This is a genomic window from Geodermatophilus sp. SMS 5-13, assembly GCF_059428245.1.
In genome coordinates, this window is the sequence record NZ_CP165729.1 from 1,520,417 (window position 1) to 1,537,625 (window position 17,209).

11 protein-coding genes and 2 tRNA genes are annotated in these 17,209 nt (G+C 74.2%); 7 read left to right on the top strand and 6 right to left on the bottom strand.

All coding sequences use genetic code 11. From position 1 onward, the window contains the following. Positions 1-305: 305 nt before the first annotated feature. Positions 306-1,670 carry an aminotransferase class V-fold PLP-dependent enzyme gene (locus tag AB3388_RS07520; RefSeq protein WP_495410140.1) on the bottom strand — a complete coding sequence of 455 codons (1,365 nt, stop codon included), beginning with the start codon at positions 1,668-1,670 and terminating at the stop codon, positions 306-308. Positions 1,671-1,862: 192 nt separating this feature from the next. On the opposite strand from AB3388_RS07520, the gene AB3388_RS07525 reads away from it, so the two are divergent. Then, positions 1,863-3,572, top strand: a complete 1,710-nt coding sequence (locus AB3388_RS07525) for a putative bifunctional diguanylate cyclase/phosphodiesterase (RefSeq protein ID WP_495410141.1) — start codon at positions 1,863-1,865, stop codon at positions 3,570-3,572. A gap of 214 nt (positions 3,573-3,786) precedes the next feature. On the opposite strand, the gene AB3388_RS07530 is transcribed toward AB3388_RS07525, so the two are convergent. From AB3388_RS07530 to AB3388_RS07540, 3 genes are all read right to left on the bottom strand, one after another. Further along, a tRNA-Gly gene (locus AB3388_RS07530) sits at positions 3,787-3,860 on the bottom strand. A 129-nt stretch (positions 3,861-3,989) separates the two neighbouring features. Then, on the bottom strand, positions 3,990-4,583 hold the full coding sequence (locus AB3388_RS07535) for a hypothetical protein (RefSeq protein WP_495410142.1): 594 nt from the start codon (positions 4,581-4,583) through the stop codon (positions 3,990-3,992). A gap of 102 nt (positions 4,584-4,685) precedes the next feature. After that, positions 4,686-8,003, bottom strand: coding sequence for an ATP-binding protein (locus AB3388_RS07540; protein ID WP_495410143.1), 3,318 nt, complete (start codon positions 8,001-8,003; stop codon positions 4,686-4,688). Between the two features lie 118 nt (positions 8,004-8,121). Between AB3388_RS07540 and AB3388_RS07545 the strand changes: the two genes are divergently transcribed. Further along, positions 8,122-9,420, top strand: a complete 1,299-nt coding sequence (locus tag AB3388_RS07545) for a nucleotide disphospho-sugar-binding domain-containing protein (protein WP_495410144.1) — start codon at positions 8,122-8,124, stop codon at positions 9,418-9,420. Between the two features lie 55 nt (positions 9,421-9,475). Further along, on the top strand, positions 9,476-10,906 hold the full coding sequence (locus AB3388_RS07550) for an amidase (protein WP_495410145.1): 1,431 nt from the start codon (positions 9,476-9,478) through the stop codon (positions 10,904-10,906). A 1-nt stretch (position 10,907) separates the two neighbouring features. Here the strand turns inward: AB3388_RS07550 and AB3388_RS07555 are convergent, their stop codons facing one another. Together AB3388_RS07555 and AB3388_RS07560 are read right to left on the bottom strand one after the other, a co-directional pair. Beyond that, the gene (locus AB3388_RS07555) at positions 10,908-12,029 is read right to left on the bottom strand and encodes a flavin-containing monooxygenase (protein WP_495410146.1); all 1,122 of its coding nucleotides are present in this window, start codon (positions 12,027-12,029) and stop codon (positions 10,908-10,910) included. An 88-nt stretch (positions 12,030-12,117) separates the two neighbouring features. Further along, positions 12,118-13,761, bottom strand: coding sequence for a LuxR C-terminal-related transcriptional regulator (locus AB3388_RS07560; protein ID WP_495410147.1), 1,644 nt, complete (start codon positions 13,759-13,761; stop codon positions 12,118-12,120). Between the two features lie 75 nt (positions 13,762-13,836). Between AB3388_RS07560 and AB3388_RS07565 the strand changes: the two genes are divergently transcribed. From AB3388_RS07565 to AB3388_RS07580, 4 genes are all read left to right on the top strand, one after another. Further along, positions 13,837-13,910, top strand: a tRNA-Pro gene (locus AB3388_RS07565). Between the two features lie 137 nt (positions 13,911-14,047). Further along, positions 14,048-15,469, top strand: a complete 1,422-nt coding sequence (tig, locus tag AB3388_RS07570) for a trigger factor (protein WP_495410148.1) — start codon at positions 14,048-14,050, stop codon at positions 15,467-15,469. Positions 15,470-15,733: 264 nt separating this feature from the next. Continuing rightward, positions 15,734-16,369 carry an ATP-dependent Clp protease proteolytic subunit gene (locus AB3388_RS07575; RefSeq protein WP_495410149.1) on the top strand — a complete coding sequence of 212 codons (636 nt, stop codon included), beginning with the start codon at positions 15,734-15,736 and terminating at the stop codon, positions 16,367-16,369. Positions 16,370-16,386: 17 nt separating this feature from the next. Then, the gene (locus AB3388_RS07580; RefSeq protein ID WP_495410150.1) at positions 16,387-17,013 is read left to right on the top strand and encodes an ATP-dependent Clp protease proteolytic subunit; all 627 of its coding nucleotides are present in this window, start codon (positions 16,387-16,389) and stop codon (positions 17,011-17,013) included. Positions 17,014-17,209: the final 196 nt, after the last annotated feature.

A 17,209-nucleotide genomic window follows, 5' to 3' on the forward strand; every position in this document is an offset into this window, starting at 1 on the left:
CGAACGAGCGAGACCGCACCTGGCTCGCCTTGTTTCCTGACATACGGGACTTGTGATGCAAGGACCGTTGTAGGGGAACCGCCCCGGGATGGCCGCACACGGTCGGCCTGCGCCGCGACCGATCTCCGGTCGCTGTGCCCGGCGCGGATCCGCTGGGGGACGACCGCGTCGCGCTGCGCGCGGGCCGACGGTGGGCGGGTCTTGGCCGCCCGGTAGGTGCCCGGGCGACTGGGGCATGCAGAACTCCCGGTCTGAGCCCGCTGGCCTCGACCTGTGGCGCGGGTTCCCGGCCGCGCCCTTGGAGCTCAGCCGGCGGACGCGCCGACGAGCATCCGGCCACGGGGTACGTAGTCGCCGCGCTGGTCGATGACGTACCGGTCGGCGCCTTCGGGCGTGGCGGCGATCTGCCGCAGCGCCTGTCCGAGCAGCGGGATGTCGGTGAGGTAGGTCTGCCGGTTGGCGCTGACCCGCACGGCGCCGGGGAGCCGGTGCTTGGAGCCGGCGCGGACGTCGGCGTGGAACTGGTCGACCTCCGCCGGCGAGAGCCCCAGCAGCCGGCCCATGTACGGGTGGGCGCAGAAGCAGCCGCTGCGGGTACCGATGGCGAACTCGTTGGCCAGCCGGGCCGCCAGGAGGCCGTGCGGCACGCCCTCGAGGTTGAACGCCGCCACCGGAAGCCGGTCGCCGGTCACCGGGCCGAGCCGCTGCAGGCCCGGGACGGAAGCCAGCTCCGAGTCCAGGCCGCGAACCAGGTGCTCCTCGTGGGCGAGGACCGAGGACCAGCCGTCGCTGCGGAGCTCGTCGGCCGCTGCGGTCAGGGCCACGACCCCGAGCACGTTCGGTGAGCCGGCATCCTCGCGGTCGGGGCCGTCGGCCCAGACGACGTCGTCGAACGAGACCGCCTGCACCGCCCCACCGCCGACGAGGAACGGTTCACCGGTGGCGAACCACGCACGCGGCGCCACGAGGCAGCCCGCGCCGAACGGCGCGTACATCTTGTGGCCGGAGAACGCGATGGCGTCGACCCCCAGCGCGGCGATGTCGACCGGACGGTGCGGCACGAGCTGCGCGCCGTCGACGACGACGCGGACGCCGCGCTGCCGGGCCGCAGCACAGATGCCGCGCAGGTCGGGCAGCCAGCCGGTGACGTTGGAGCCACCGGACACGGCGAGGACCTTGGGCCGCGGGTACTGATCGAGGGCCGCCTCGACCGCGGCGACGTCGAAGGTGCCGCGCTCGTCGACCTCCACGGTGCGCAGCCGGGCGTGCCGGGCCCACGGAAGGATGTTGGCGTGGTGCTCCGCGGCCGTGGTCACGACGACGTCGCCCTTGGTCAGCCGCAGCCGGTAGGCCAGAAGATTGAGGGCCTCCGTCGTGTTGCGCGGGAAGAGCGCGAGGTGCGTCGCGGGGTCGGCGCCCACGAAACGGGCCATGATCTCGCGCGCCTCCTCGTACCGGGCGCTGGTGATCTGCGACCGGATGCCGGCCCCGCGGTGGACGCTCGCGTACCAGGGGAGGAACTCCTGCACGGCCTGGGTCACGGCGACCGAGGCGGAGCTGGTGGCAGCGGTGTCGAGGTCGACGTACTGCCGCGGGCCGCCGTCCAGGACGGACACCCAGAGGTCGTCGCCGACGAACTGGCCGGCCGTGAACGCCGGGGTCATCTCCATGCGAACCCATCGAGCGGTGGCCGCCGGAACTTGAGCGCTGAAACCTTTACGTTTCACACTCTTGGGGTGACTGGGCAGATGTAGTCGCTCAAGCGACTCCACCGCCGGTCCGATGACTGGGGCATGACGATGCCACTGCCTCAGCGCGAGAGCCGATCCTCTCGCCGCCGGACGTTTCGGCTGACGTCCCGCGTGTTCTGGGACATGGCCATCTACATGGTGGGTCTCGGCGTGGTGATGGGCGTGATCTTCCCGCCCTTCGTGATCCTCCTCGGCGTGCCCGAGTCCATCGCCGAACGCACGGTGTTCCGCTTCGCCTGTCTCGTCGCCGGCTTCCTGGTCGGCGCGATGAACTACGCACTGGTCAAAGGAGTCGTCGGCGGGCGCATGGAGGTCCTGGGCAGTCACCTGCGGTCGGCGACCGACTCGATCACCACCGCGACGCAGACCGGCGACTGGTCGGAGGCTGTCTTCGAGCGGATCACCGTCGACTCGCACGACCAGATCGGTGAGGCCGGCCTGGCGTTCAACAGCCTGCTCGGTGCGGTCGAGGGCCGGAAGGAGCTGGAGGAGCGGCTTCGCTACCAGGCCTTCCACGACCAGCTCACGGGGTTGCCGAACCGCGCCTACATGATCGACCGGATCGCGGAGGCCGAGCGGCTCCGCGCCGAGGGGACGCCGTCGGCCGTGCTCTTCCTCGACGTGGACAACCTCAAGGCGGTCAACGACAGCCTCGGGCACGACGGCGGCGATGCGCTGATCAGGCAGCTCAGCGAGCGCATGGTCGCCAGCGTCCGCGACGACGACACCGTCGCCCGGCTCTCCGGCGACGAGTTCGCCGTCCTGCTGATCGGCCCCGGGAGCGAGCACCAGGCCGAGCGCGTCGCGCACCGCCTCATCAACTCACTGCGCGCGCCCACCAAGATCGGCGAGCACCTCGTGCGGACCGGCTTCAGCATCGGTCTGGCCACCTCCGCGACGTGCGCGGCCAGCGGCATCGGCATGCTGCGCGCCGCCGACCTGGCCATGTACGCGGCCAAGACCGGCGGGAAGGGCCGCCTCGAGGTGTTCCAGCCCAGCCACCACACCGCGCAGGTCGAGCGCGACGCGGTGCGTGGCGAGCTCGCCGGCGCCCTCGACGCCGAGCAGCTGGAGTTGCACTACCAGCCCATCGTCGACGTCTCGAGCCAGCAGATCGTGGGCTTCGAGGCGCTCCTGCGGTGGCGCCACCCGGAGCGCGGCCTCATCTCCCCGCTGGAGTTCATCCCGCTGGCCGAGGAGACCGGCCTGATCGTGCCGATCGGCCGCTGGGTGATCCAGGAGGCCACCCGCCAGGCAGCGGCGTGGCAGAACCGCTCCCCGCTCGGCCGGCTGCGCATGAGCGTCAACGTCTCCGTGCGCCAGTTCCAGCACCCGGACCTCGTCGGGGACGTCGCCGAGGCCCTGCAGCGGTCGGGCCTGGACGCCTCACTGCTCACGATCGAGATCACGGAGTCCCTGTTCGCCAAGGACACCGACGAGACCATCCGCAAGATCGGCCGGCTCAAGGATCTCGGCGTCCGCCTGGCGCTCGACGACTTCGGCACCGGCTACTCGTCGCTGAGCTACCTCCGCCGGTTCCCCATCGACACACTGAAGATCGACAAGTCCTTCATCGACGGCGTCACCACCAGCGCTGAGGGCCACGCCGTCGTCGCGGCCATCACCCAGCTCGGCCAGACCCTGCACATGGAGGTCGTCGCCGAGGGGCTGGAGACGTCGGAGCAGGTGGAGGCGCTCGACGCGCTCGCGTGTCCGCTCGGTCAGGGCTACCACTTCTCGAAGCCGCTGGCGGCGGGGGACGCCGTCAAGCTGCTGTTGACCGGCGGCAGACCGTCCACGGAGACTCTCGTCCCCGCCTGACCGGCTGGCCTCCCCGCTCCCGGGCCTTCCCTGCAGGCGCTGTGCGTCGCCGGTGTCGCCGGCGGGTTCCAGCGCGCGGTGCAGGTGCTGGCGGCGAACGGAGGAGCCGGACGGGCCACCGCGGTCACGTCCGTGCCGACGTCGAGGTCCGCGGGCGAGATCGACACCACGATGTCGCGAGGCGCCCGTGAACAGGTGTCCCGCGGCATCGCACTGGAGCGGGTGACCGGGATCGAACCGGCATGGCCAGCTTGGAAGGCTGGGGCTCTGCCATTGAGCTACACCCGCGAGACCGGGCAGCGAACGCGCACGTCCGCTGCCCGAAGCGTCCCTACCGATCGCGATCGGCCGGGACGCCAGTCCGGTTAGAGGTTAGCGCGGGCAGTCGCGGCTCTGCCGACGGGCGCGACGCCATGGCTACAAGGCATCGGCCGGGGATCCCTTGCGGCCCACGGCATGCGGCTGGCCGCCGTTCGCCATCAGTTCGGTGTAGGCGGCAGCGTGCAGCCGCAGGCCCAGGGCCGCCTCCTCGGCGTCGCGGGCCAGGGCCGAGTCCGCCGTCGGCACGCGCGATGCCGCCGCGACGGCCTCACTCACGTCGGCGAGGGTGGCCAGGTGACGGTCGGCCTGAGCCCGCAGCTCGTGCCCGGCCGCGGTCGAGCCGACGAGCTGGCCCAGCCCGGCTCGCAGCCGTCGTCCTTCCGCCTCCAGCCGGGGGAGCAGCGCCGGGACGTCACCGAGGTGGACGCCGGCCCGCTGCGCCTCGACCACCCGCAGCCGGAGCAGCCGCTGCTCGCGGGAGATGCGGACCGCCTGCAGCGCCGCGGCGCGGTTCGGCGTGGGGCGCAGCCGGGCCGCGGTGAGGGCGAGCGTGCCGTCGGCGATCGCCTGCGTCGCCGTCGCGACCAGCCGGCTGCGCCGGACCCGGCGCACCGTCAGCCACACGATCGTGACGAGCAGGCAGACGAACAGCAGGACGCCACTGGCGAGAACGGCCAGGAACTCCATCATCGGGCTCTCCCAGGGCTTCGAGCAGAACGGGCGACGGGCACAGCGGCCCTCCCGAGAACGGTACGAGCGGCGACCGGGTTCCGGATCCGCGTGCACCGACGCTCACTCGTGGGCGAGCTGCTCCGCGCGGCGGGCGACGAGCCGCATGCCGATCTCCCGCGCCACCTCGAGAGCCAGCGCGGCCTCCCCGGCGGACGCCGTCCGCTCCCCACGCGACGCCAGCAGCTCGGCGAGCGCGAGCCGGCCCCGCGCCTCCGCCGGCCGCAGGCCGAGCCGCTCCGCGGTGTCGATCGCCTCCCGCAGGTGCGCCTCGGCCGAAGCCGCGCGCCCGGCGGCCGCTTCCGCCATGCCCAGGTAGACGCCGACCGGCCCGAGCGCGCCGATCCCGCCCTGGATGGCGAGCTGGCCGGCGAAGGGCAGCAGCCGGTCCGCCACGGCCGCGGGCACCGCGGGGGCCAACCCCACCGACGGCACGAGCTCGGCCGCGATCAGCGCCTGCCAGCAGGTCAGCGACAGCGAGTCCCACTGCGGCGGGAAGGGCGCGAACCCGTTCACCGACGCCATGGTCGCGGCCGCAGCGGCCGGCTGGCCGGCCTGCAGCAGGGCCAGCGCCGTGAGCAGCGCCGAGCCCGCCGTCGGCTCGAAGCCCGCGACCTCCGGCGGCAGTGCCGCCAGCCGCTCCGGCAGGCAGCCCTGGTCGATCCAGACGAAGGAGCGCGTCACGACGTCGGTGCGCGTCTGCGCGTACAGCTGGGTCCGCTGGGTGAGCGCCCAGGCGCGGTCGATCAGCTCCAGCGCGACGTCGTAGGCGCCGCCGAGCATCGCTCGCGCCGCCCGGAAGCTGAGCAGCTGCGACTGGACCAGCGGCAGCTCGTGCTGCTCGGCGATCTCCCACGCCCGGGACAGGTCGGCCTCGTCGCCCTCCGCGTCGCCCAGCACCAGCCGGCCGACGCCGCGCCGGGCCAGCGCGATCACCACGGACTCCGGGCGCTCGCGCTCGTCGAGCAGCCCCAGCAGCTCGGTCGCCGTGTCGATCAGCGCCCGCTCGTGCCCCGGCAGCCAGGCGGCCGCGAGCTTGCCGAGCAGCGCGGTGGCCAGCAGGTCGGCGCGCCCACTCCTCCGTGCAGTGGTCAGGGCGCGCGACGCCTCGCGCAGCCCCCGGCCGCGGTCCGGGCCGTAGTGGCAGTACGTGGCCAGCGCGGCCAGGGCGCGGACCCGGGCGGCGTCGTCGTCGGCCGCCGCGGCGACCACGGACTCCAGCCGCTCCACCAGCCGCTCCGGATACGTCTCGTACTCCACCGGGAACCACAGGCCGCCGATGGTCGAGAGCTGATCCGCGGCGGTCCCCGCACTGGCCACGTCGTCCCGGGCCAGCGCCGAGCCGATCGCGTCGCCGAGCAGCCGCTGCGCAGCGGCCCACGAGCCCGCCCGCGCCATCGACGTCCCGGCGCGCAGCAGCAGGTCCTGCCGCTGGGCGGGCGCCGGATCGGCGTCCAGCGCCTCCAGCGCCCGCTCCCACCAGCGGGCCGCGGTCTCGTGCGCGTGGTCCAGCCCGGCGCGGGTCGCGGCTGCGGCGCAGGCGGCCACCGTCTCCCGGGCGTCGGTGAACGGGCGGCCGGCGACCAGGTGGTGCGCCCGCTCGAACGGGTCCGCGGTGGCCGGCAGGGCGGCGGCCAGCCGGGCGTGCAGCCGGCTGCGGCGCAGCTCCGGCACCTCCGCGAGCAGCGAGTCGCGGACCAGCGCGTGCGCGAACGCCAGCCGGCCCGGTCCTGCCGGCCGTACCAGGTCGGCGGTCTGCGCCGCGTCCAGCGCGTCGAGCAGCTCATCGTCGTCGTCCGTGCCGGTAGCCCGCTGCAGCAGGACGACGTCGAAGCGCTGCCCGGCCGCCGCCGCCAGCCGCAGCACCGCCCGCGCCCCCTCGGGCAGGCGGGCGAGCCGGCGGTCGACGACGTCGCGCACACCCGGGGGAACGGCGTCACCCGCCACCCGCGCGAGCTCGGCCGCGAAGAACGGGTTGCCTCCGGAGCGCTCGTGCAGGTCGGCCGCGGCCCGCTCGTCGAGCCCCTCGGCGACCCGCCGCACCAGCCGCGCGGTCTCGCCCGGCTCCAGCGGCCCGAGGGTCACCGAGGCGAAGCCGGCGGTGCGGGCCAGCGTCGCCCGCACCTGCGCCAGCCCCGGGTCGCGGACGTCGGTCCGGCAGGTGCACACCACCGCGATCGGACCGTGCTGCAGTTCCACCGCCAGGAACGACAGCAGCCGCAGCGACGCCGGGTCGGCCCAGTGCAGGTCGTCGACGACCACCACCACGCTCGCCCGCGCCGACGCCGTCACCAGCGCGGTCAGCACCCGCTCGAAGGCGGCGAAGGCGCCGTCCTCGGGTCCGGTGAGCTCACCACCCAGCGCGGCCACGATCTGGCGCCACGGCCACAGCGCGGGGGAGTCGTCGTCCTCGTGGCAGCGGCCCCAGGCGACCGCGGCCCCCTCGGCGACCGCGGTCAGCTCCGCGGCCAGCCGGCTCTTGCCGATCCCGGGCTCGCCGTCGAGCAGCACGAACCGCGGACCCGACCGCGGCAGCCCGGCCACGAGCCCGCGCAGGACGCCGAGCTCGCGTGTCCGGCCGACCAGCGACGGGCGCTCGTCCTCCGGCTCCGGCGCCGGCTGGTCACCGGCCGCGAGCGCCCGCGCCTGCGCGGCTCGCAGCGCCGGGCCGGGCGCGACCCCGAGCTCGTCGTCCATCAGCCGGTGGACGTCGGTGTAGCGGGCCAGCGCGTCCGCGGTCCGGCCGGCCGCGACGAGCGCGTCGACGAGCAGCACCCACGGCCGCTCCCGCAGCGGGGTCTCGGCCACCAGCGCCTCGGCGTCGGCGGCCGCCTCGGCGGAACGGCCCAGCGCGAGCAGCGCCGCCAGCCGGTCCTCCCGGCAGGCCAGCCGCAGCTCCTCGAGCCGGTCCCGCGCCCGGACGGCGAACTCGCGGTCGCCGGCGTCCTCGAGAACGGTGCCGCGCCAGAGCGCCAGCGCCTCGTCGGCCGGGGCCAGCGCGCCGGCGGCGTCCCCGGCCGCGAGCCTGCTGCGCGCCAGCGCGGCGAGCCCGGCGAACCGGCCGGCGTCCACGGCGTCCGGGGCCACGGCCAGCCGGTAGCCCGCCGGCGTGCGCAGCAGCAGCCGCGGCGGCTCGCCCGCTGCGCGCCCCGGCTCGAGCGCCCGCCGCAGCCGGGAGACGTAGGTGTGCAGCGACGCCTCGGGGTCGGTGGGCGGCGCCTCGCCCCACAGCTCGTCGACGATCCGGTCGAAGGAGACCGACCGGTCGGCCTCGGTGAGCAGCAGGCCCAGCAGCACCCGCTGCAGCGGGCTGCCCAGGTCGATCGGCGGGCTGGACGGGAACGGGCGCGCCTCGATGACGCCGAGCACGCCGAAGATCACCGCACCTCCTGACCTGCGCGTTCAGCGGGGGTCGAGTCAGGGTCGCGGCGCGTCGAGCGGGCGTCAAGGGACTCCGCGCACGGTGCCGACCACACCGCAGCGACCCGAGGAGCACGCCATGTCCCGCATCCTGTTCACCACCATGCCGATGGCCGGCCACCTGCGCCCCGGCCTGCCGATCGCGACCGCGCTGATCGCGGCCGGTCACGAGGTCGCCTGGTACAGCGGCGCCAACTACGAGGCCGAGGTCGCCCGCACCGGCGCGCGGATCTACCGGATGGACCCCGGCCTCGACTTCGACGACACCACCATCGACCAGCGCGCCAACAAGGCCGGCCGCAAGCCCGGGCTGTCCACCCTCAAGTGGGCGATCATGGAGATCTTCGTCCAGCCGATCCCCGCGTGGGTCGAGGAGATCGACCGCGTCCTCGACGAGTTCCGGCCCGACGTCGTCGTCGCCGAGCAGGGGTTCATGGCCGGCCCGCTGGCCGGGGCGCGGCGCGGCATCCCGAGCGTCGTCTTCTCCGTCTCGCCGCTGGGCATCACCAGCGTGGACGCCCCGCCGTTCGGCACCGGGCTGCTGCCCGGGTCGCGGCTGCGCAACCGGACGCTGAACTGGGCGCTGCGCAACGTCGTCTTCGCCGCGCCCCAGCGCGCCGCCGAGCAGGTGCTCGAGCGGCTCGGGCTGCCCCGGCGGAGCTCCTACTTCATGGACTGGGGCTCGGAGGTCGCATCGCGGTACCTCGTGCCCAGCGTGCCGCAGTTCGAGTACCCGCGGTCGGACCTGCCGGAGACGGTCGAGTTCGTCGGTCCGTTCCTGCCGGGGCCGGCCGCCGGCTGGACGCCGCCGGCCTGGTGGGACGACGTCCTCGACGCGAAGGCCGCCGGCCGCCCGGTCGTGCTGGTCACCCAGGGCACGATCGCCACCGACCCGGCGAACCTGATCCTGCCCGCGATCGAGGGGCTGGGTGGCGGCGAGCCCCTGGTCGTCGTGACGACGGTCGGCCACGACCCGGACGACGTGGTGGCGCCCGCGGACCGGCCGGCGAACGTGCGGATGACGCCCTTCGTGCCGTTCGGCGAGCTGCTGCCGCTGGTCGACGTGATGGTCACCAACGGCGGGTACGGCGGCGTGCAGCTGGCGCTGGCCAACGGCGTCCCGCTGGTCGTCGCCGGCATGACCGAGGACAAGATGGAGGTCTCCGCCCGCGTCACCTGGGCCGGGGTGGGGATCGCGGTGCGCACCGACACGCCCTCCGCCGCGCAGGTCCGCGACAGCGTCGCCGACGTCCTCGCCGCGCCGTCCTACCGGACCCGGGCCCGCGAACTGCAGCAGGCCTACGCGCAGTACCCGGGCGCGGGCCGCGCCGCGGAGGCGGTCCTCGAGGTGGCTCGCACGGCCCAGCCGGTCGGCTGACCCGCCGGGCGGGTGCCAGGCAAGGGTGGGGACGGCGGCCGATACGGTCCGCACCGTGACGGAGACCACGTGGCTGGACGCGACGGCGCAGGCGGAACTGGTGCGGACCGGCGAGGCGAGCCCGGCCGAGCTGGTCGAGGCGGCGATCGCGCGGATCGAGAAGGTGAACCCGCAGCTGGACGCCGTGATCCGCGAGCGGTTCGACGCGGCCCGCGCCGAGGCGGCCGGCGACCTGCCGGACGGGCCGTTCCGCGGCGTGCCGATGCTGCTCAAGGACCTCGGCTGCCACGTCGCCGGCGACGAGACCCGCTACGGGACGTCGTTCCTCGCCGGCGTCCGCTGGCCGACCGACAGCTACCTGGGCCGGCTGTTCCGGGAGGCCGGGTTCGTCGCGCTCGGCCGCACCAACGTGCCCGAGCTCGGGACGACGGTCACCACCGAGCCGGCGTGCAACCCGCCCGCCCGCAACCCGTGGAACCCGCGGCACTCCACCGGCGGGTCGAGCGGCGGCTCGGCGGCCGCGGTGGCCGCCGGGCTGGTGCCGCTCGCGCACGCCAACGACGGCGGCGGCTCGATCCGCATCCCCGCCAGCGAGTGCGGGCTGGTCGGGCTCAAGCCGACCCGCGCCCGGGTCAGCCAGGGGCCGGACATCGGCGAGGGCTGGGCCGGGGCGACCATCGACGGCGTCGTCACGCGGTCGGTCCGCGACACCGCGGCCGCGCTCGACGCGATCGGCCGGCCGATGCCCGGCGACCCCTACTGGGCCCCGCCGCTGCCCCGCCCGCTGGCCGAGGAGGTCGGCGCCCCGGTCGGCCGGCTGAAGGTCGCGCTGCTCGACACCGACCCGCCCGAGGCCTACCTCAGCTCCCCGCACTGCCGGGCCGCGCTGGAGCACGCCGGCCGGCTGCTCGAGGACCTCGGCTGCGCGGTCGGGACCGGCACGCCCGACGGCATGTTCGACGAGCTGTTCTCCCGCTTCTTCGTCGCCACCATCGCCGGGGACACCGCGCTGACGATCTCGGCCTTCGAGCGTGCGCTCGGCCGCCCGATCACCGACGACGAGCTCGAGCCGCGCAACCAGGTCTACCGCTCGGTCGGCGCCCAGATGCCGGCCACCGACTACCTCGGCGCGCGGGCCTGGCTGGGGCAGTGGGTGCGCCGGATGGCCGCGTTCTGGGACGACGGGGGCGTCGACCTGCTCGTGACGCCGACGGTCGGGGCGCCGCCGCCCGAGCTCGGCTGGTTCACCGCGGAGGGCCCCGAGCAGGAGGGCCGGCGGATCAACAGCTTCATCCCGTACACCGCGCAGTTCAACGTCACCGGGCAGCCGGCGATCAGCCTGCCGCTGCACTGGACCGACGACGGCCTGCCGGTCGGCGTGCAGCTGGTCGCCGCCTACGGCCGGGAGGACGTGCTGGTGCGCGTGGCAGCGGCGCTGGAAGAAGCCGCGCCCTGGGCGGACCGCCGTCCTCCCGTGTCCGCGTAGCTCAGCGGCGGACGCGGGCGGCGATGTGTGCCGCGATCCGCTTCGCGTCCAGGCCCGCGCCGGCGACGAGCATCGACGCGAACGCGGTCTGGAACAGCAGGCCGACGTAGTAGAGGCCCGGCAGGTCCTCGACGATGCCGCAGTCGCCGCGCGGGTAGCCGTCGTCCCCGGTGGGGTCCGGCCGCACGAGCCCGAACTCCTGCCGGAAGCCGGTGCACCAGACGACGTTGGCGACGTCGAGCACGGTGCCGTCGTCCAGCACCGGCCGTCCGTCGTCGGACCCGGCCGCGCGCGCCTCGACCAGGTGCACGCCGGCGGCGGACAGGTCGGCGCGGCGGACCCGGAGCAGGGGAGCGCCGCCCCTGCGGATCTCCGGCTGCATCCGCCGTCCGATCGGCGTCCTGACCGTGAACACGTGCTTGGCCAGGAAGAACAGCACCGGCGCGCCGAGCCGCAACCGGCGCGACCCCCACGGCACCGGCACCTCCGGCATCGCCCGCCCGGCCAGCCACGTCTCGTGGCCGGCCCGCACGATCTCCAGCGCGAGGTCGGCACCGGACTGGCCGGCCCCGACGACGAGCACCGGCCCGGGCAGCAGCTGGCCGGGATTGCGGTAGCCCGACGAGTGCAGCTGCCGGATGCCGGGGTCGAGGTCGGCGGCGCAGTCCGGCACGTTCGGGACCTGCTCGGCCCCGCAGGCGACCACGACGTTCTCGGCGACGAGGTCGCCGTCGCTCGTGGTCAGTCGCCACGTGCCGTCGGCCTGCCGGTCGACGGTCCGGACGGCGACGCCGCCGTGCACGTCGATGCCGATCTGCGCGACGTAGCGCTCCAGGTGGTCGCCCATCTCGGCGCCGCTCGGGTAGCTGCCCCGGGCCGCCGCGAAGGGCATGCCGGGCAGCCCGTCGTACCGGGCCGGGGTGTTGAGCAGCAGCGAGTCGTAGCGCTGCCGCCACTGGTCGCCGACGCGCCGGTGCTCGTCGAGGACGACGCAGGGAACGCCGGCGCGACCGAGGAAGTACGCGGTGGCGAGGCCGGTCTGGCCGGCGCCGATGATCACGGTGCCGAGCCGCTCGGGGTGCTGCTCGGCCGGCTCGACGGGGGAGTGCTGGGTGGTCGTCATGGAGGAGAAGCCTGGGCTGCGCGGGGGTGCCGCCGCGTCGACCGAACCGTGCATCCGCGCTGGTCGGCGCGTGGGTAGAACTGTGCACTCAGACCAAGCCGTGGTCGTACGCGTAGGCGGTCGCGGCGGCCCGGGAGGGGACGCCGAGCTTGGCGTAGATGTTGGCCAGGTGCCGGGCGACGGTCTTCTCGCTCAGGCAGAGCCGGTTCGCGATCGTGCGGTTGGTGTGCCCCGCGGCGACCAGCCGGAGCACCTCCACCTCCCGGTCGGTGAGCCCGCCCGGTCGGCTCCGCCGGCCGGCGGCGGCGAGCCCGTCCACGCGGGCGAGGTCCGGCGCGGCGCCCAGCCGCTCGAAGCACTCCCGGGCGGCCTCGAACTCCAGGTCGGCCGACTCCGCGTCCCCCAGCGCCCGCAGGCACCGCCCGGCCAGCACGCGGACCTGCGCGCAGGGGTGCGGCAGGTCGAGCTCGGTCCACCGCTGTTGCGCGGTGCGCACCGCCCCCAGGGCGTCGCCGGGACGGCCGGCGGCGAGCAGCACCGCCCCCTCGGCCTGGTCGGCGAGCGCCGAGAGCAGGGGAGCGGCCAGCTGGTCGGTGATCGCGCGCAGCTCGGCGGCCGTGGCGGTCGCGGCCGGGACGTCGTCCAGGGCGAGCTCGGCCTCCACCCGGGCGGCGAGCAGCTCGGCCCGGTCCTCGGGGGACCGGGGTTCGTCGCACAGGCGCCGCAGGGTGCGGCACGCCGCCTCCGCCCGGCCCTGGGCGACGCGCAGCCGGGACAACCCCGGCTCCGGCTGGACCCCGAGCGCGTTGGCCCGGCGGTAGGCGTCCTCCGCCTCGCGCTCGCGCCCCATCAGCCGGTGCACCTCGCCGAGCTGGTAGGCCGCCGAGCCGGCCGCGGGGGTCCCCTCCAGCAGGTCCAGGGCGGTGGCCGCCTCGCCCAGCGCGCCCGCCCAGTTGCCGCCGAGGGTGGACAGCTGCGCGCGGTGGACCAGACAGGTGCCGCGGTAGGCGACGAGGTCGGGGCGGGCCGCGACCCAGCGGTCCAGCGTCGCCGTCCACGACCGGGCCCGGACGACGTCGCGCTGCAGCACGCATGCCGCGACCGAGACGCAATAGCAGATGCCCACCACGATCGGCGAGGTCTCGTCCGACGACACCGAGAGCATGACCTCGTCGAACACGCGGATCGACGCGGCGCGCTCGCCCTGCAACAGCAGCGCGAAGCCGATGGTCAGCCGGGACAGCGCCGCCGCGTCGGGTACGCCGACCGCCAGCGCGACCCGCTCGCCCTCGCGCGCGGTGGCCAGCGCCTCCTCGACCCGCTCCTCGACGAGCAGTTCGTGACTGCGGCGGGAGAGCAGCCACCCCCCGGCCGCGCTGCCGGCGAGGCCGTGCTCCTCGACGAGCTGCTCCGCCCGGGCGCCCCAGGCGCGCGAGCGCACCAGGTCGCCCGCGTTCTCCAGGGCGAAGCAGTCCCAGAGCGCGCAGAGGGCCGCGGCGGGGACGTCGCCGGCGCGGAGGAACCACTGGTAGCCCCGGCCGAGCGCCGTCACGGCCTGCTCGTCGGCGCCGATCAGGTACGCGGCCTCGCCCAGCAGCACCAGAGCGTCGCCGTCCAGCGGGATCTGCCCGTCCGCCTCGCTCAGCAGCGCGACGCAGTCCCGCCAGCGGTAGGCGTCGAACAGCTCCCGGGCCTCGGCGAGGACCGGCCCGCCCACCTCGAGGCGCGCCATCCGGCAACGATAGGAGCGCCGTCCCCGGCCGTCACGGCTGCGCGGCGCCGTCCCCGCCTACACTCGCAGCGGCCACGGGGTGTGGCGCAGCTTGGTAGCGCACCCGCTTTGGGAGCGGGGGGCCGTGGGTTCAAATCCCGCCACCCCGACGTGATCGCGGGGGTGCAGCGGGCTCACATCCCGCCACCCCGGCCACCTCCGCGACGTCTCTAGACTCGTGGACCGACCCGGCGCCTCCATGCCCGCGAGGCGCCCACCCCCGCTGCGACCGAGGAGCACTGCCGCTGTGAAGAGCACCATCGAGGAACTCGGCCCCACGCGGGTCCGGATGGCGATCGAGGTGCCGTGGGGCGACCTGAACCACGCCTTCGGTGAGGTCTACAAGGAGCTCGGTCGCCAGGTGCGCGTGCCCGGCTTCCGCCCCGGCAAGGTGCCGAACCGGATCCTCGACCAGCGCATCGGCCGCCCCGTCGTGCTGGAGCAGGTCGTCCAGCACGCGATCCCGGAGGTCTACTCCGAGGTCGTCCGCGAGAACCAGGTCCGGGTGCTCGGCCAGCCCGACATCGAGGTCACCCGCCTCGACGACAACGAGACCCTGGCCTTCACCGCCGAGGTCGACGTCGCCCCGCAGGTCGAGCTGCCCTCCCTCGAGGAGCTGACCGTCACCGTCGACGACGTCGAGGTCGCCGACGAGGAGATCGACCAGCAGGTCTCGGTCATGCGCGAGCGTTTCGCCATGCTCACCGGCGTCGAGCGCGCCGCCGAGGACGGCGACTACGTCTCCCTCGACCTCGAGGCGACGCTGAACGGCGAGGTCCTCGAGGACGGCACCACGACCGGCATGTCCTACGAGGTCGGCTCCGGCCAGCTCATGGCCGGCCTGGACGACGCCGTCCGCGGGCTGTCGGCCGACGAGTCGAAGACGTTCACCACCCCGCTGCTCAGCGGTCCGGACGCCGGCGAAGAGGCCGAGGTCACCGTCACCGTGCGCTCGGTGAAGGCCAAGGAGCTGCCGGAGCTGGACGACGACTTCGCCTCCACCGCCAGCGAGTTCGACACGCTCGAGGAGCTGCGCGAGGACGTCCGCACCCGGCTGCAGCGGGTCAAGACGATGCAGCAGGGCGCGCAGGCCCGCGACAAGCTGGTCGAGCACCTGATCGAGACGATCGAGGTGCCGGTGCCGGAGAACCTCGTCGAGCGCGAGGTCGAGTGGCGCGGCCAGGCGCTGGAACGCGAGCTGGCCCAGGCCGGCATGGACTGGGACGCCTACTTCCAGGCCGCCGGCGTCGAGGACCGCGAGGCCTACGACGCCGACGTCCGGAAGAACGTGGAGCAGGCGGTCCGCACCCAGTTCATCCTCGACGCGATCGCCGACGCCCGGGAGATCACCGTCGACAACGACGACCTCTCCGCGCAGATCATCGCCCAGGCGCAGCGCAACCGGATGAGCCCGGAGCAGTACGCCCAGCAGCTGCAGCAGGGCGGCAACATCGCCGAGTTCGTCGCCGACGTCCGCCGCACCAAGGCGCTGGCCCAGCTGCTGGAGCAGACGACGATCAAGGACGAGTCCGGCAACGTCGTCGACCTCGAGGCGCTGCGCCCGCAGCCGGCGGAGCCGCAGGTGATCATGGAGGAGGTCGACGACGACGTCGAGGCCGACCTCGTGGTCAACGAGGACGGGTCGGTCGAGGAGACCGGCAAGGCGTAGATCCGCCCCCGCACGTGACGCCGACGCCGTCCCACCCCGACCCGGGTGGGACGGCGTCGGCGTTTTCGCGGGCGGATCGCTGCGCCCACGGCGAACACCGGCCTGCGGAGGACTGCCGCCGTCCGGACGCGCGTTAGGGTCGACAGGACTCAGGCGAATCCCGGCGGGTACCGCCCGGCGGGCGCCCGATCCGGGCCGATCCCGACGAGCCATCCGTCCACCGAGACCGACTGCGCACACAGTTCTACGGAGGTCTTTCCACCCGTGAGCACCCACCCGAACCCGGCGGGCGCGCCCCTGCTGCGCGCCGCTGCCGGAGGGATGAATCTCAACGACTCGGTCTACGAGCGCCTGCTGCGCGAGCGGATCATCTTCCTCGGCAGCCAGGTCGACGACGTCATCGCCAACCAGCTCGCGGCCCAGATGCTGCTGCTGTCGGCCGAGGACCCCAAGCGCGACATCCACCTCTACATCAACTCGCCCGGCGGCTCGGTGACGGCCGGCATGGCGATCTACGACACGATGCAGTTCATCGACTGCGACGTGGCCACCTACGGCATGGGGCTGGCGGCCTCGATGGGACAGTTCCTGCTCACCGCCGGCACCAAGGGCAAGCGCTACGCCCTGCCGCACGCGCGGATCATGATGCACCAGCCCTCGGCCGGCGTCGGCGGCACCGCGTCCGACATCGCCATCCAGGCCGACCTGTTCCGCCGGACGAAGCGCGAGCTCAACGAGCTGCAGGCCTTCCACACCGGCCAGACGGTGGAGCAGATCAACAAGGACTCCGACCGCGACCGCTGGTTCACCGCCCAGGAGGCCCTCGAGTACGGCTTCGTCGACCACGTGGTCAGCCGCGCCGCCATGACCGACAGCGCCAACCCGGTCACCGACAACTGAGCACGGAGGACACCGACATGAGCTTCCAGATGCCCTCCAGCCGCTACATCCTGCCCTCCTTCGTGGAGCGCACGAGCTACGGCATGAAGGAGAGCAACCCGTACAACAAGCTCTTCGAGGAGCGGATCATCTTCCTCGGGGTGCAGATCGACGACGCCTCGGCCAACGACGTCATGGCCCAGCTGATCACGCTGGAGTCCGCCGACCCGGACCGCGACATCACGATCTACATCAACTCGCCCGGCGGCTCGTTCACGTCGCTCATGGCCATCTACGACACGATGATGTTCGTCCGCCCGGACATCCAGACCGTCTGCATGGGCCAGGCGGCCTCCGCCGCCGCCGTCCTGCTCGCGGCCGGCACGCCGGGCAAGCGGCTGGCGCTGCCGTACTCGCGGGTGCTCATCCACCAGCCCTCCGGCGAGTCCGGCGGCCAGGTGTCCGACCTGGAGATCCACGCCGCGGAGATCCAGCGGGTGCGGTCGCAGATGGAGGACATCCTGGCGCGGCACACCGGCCAGACGGTCGAGCAGGTCCGCACCGACATCGAGCGCGACAAGATCCTCACGGCCGAGGAGGCGAAGGCCTACGGCATCGTCGACGAGGTCATCCAGAGCCGGAAGCTGAACGCGCTTCCGGCGTAGCTCCGAAACGGGACGGGCCGAAGGCTTGCGCGTGTCGCACCCTCGGCCCGTACCGTTCAGGGGCGCAGGGAGCACAGGCGACGGATGTGGTTCGAGCGGGTGCGTCATTGCCCTCTCGGGTCCGTGGCGACAGGTACGGTCGGCGAGCGCCCGATCCCCGGTTGGAACTGCCGGGAGGAGAGCCTCGTGGGGCGGA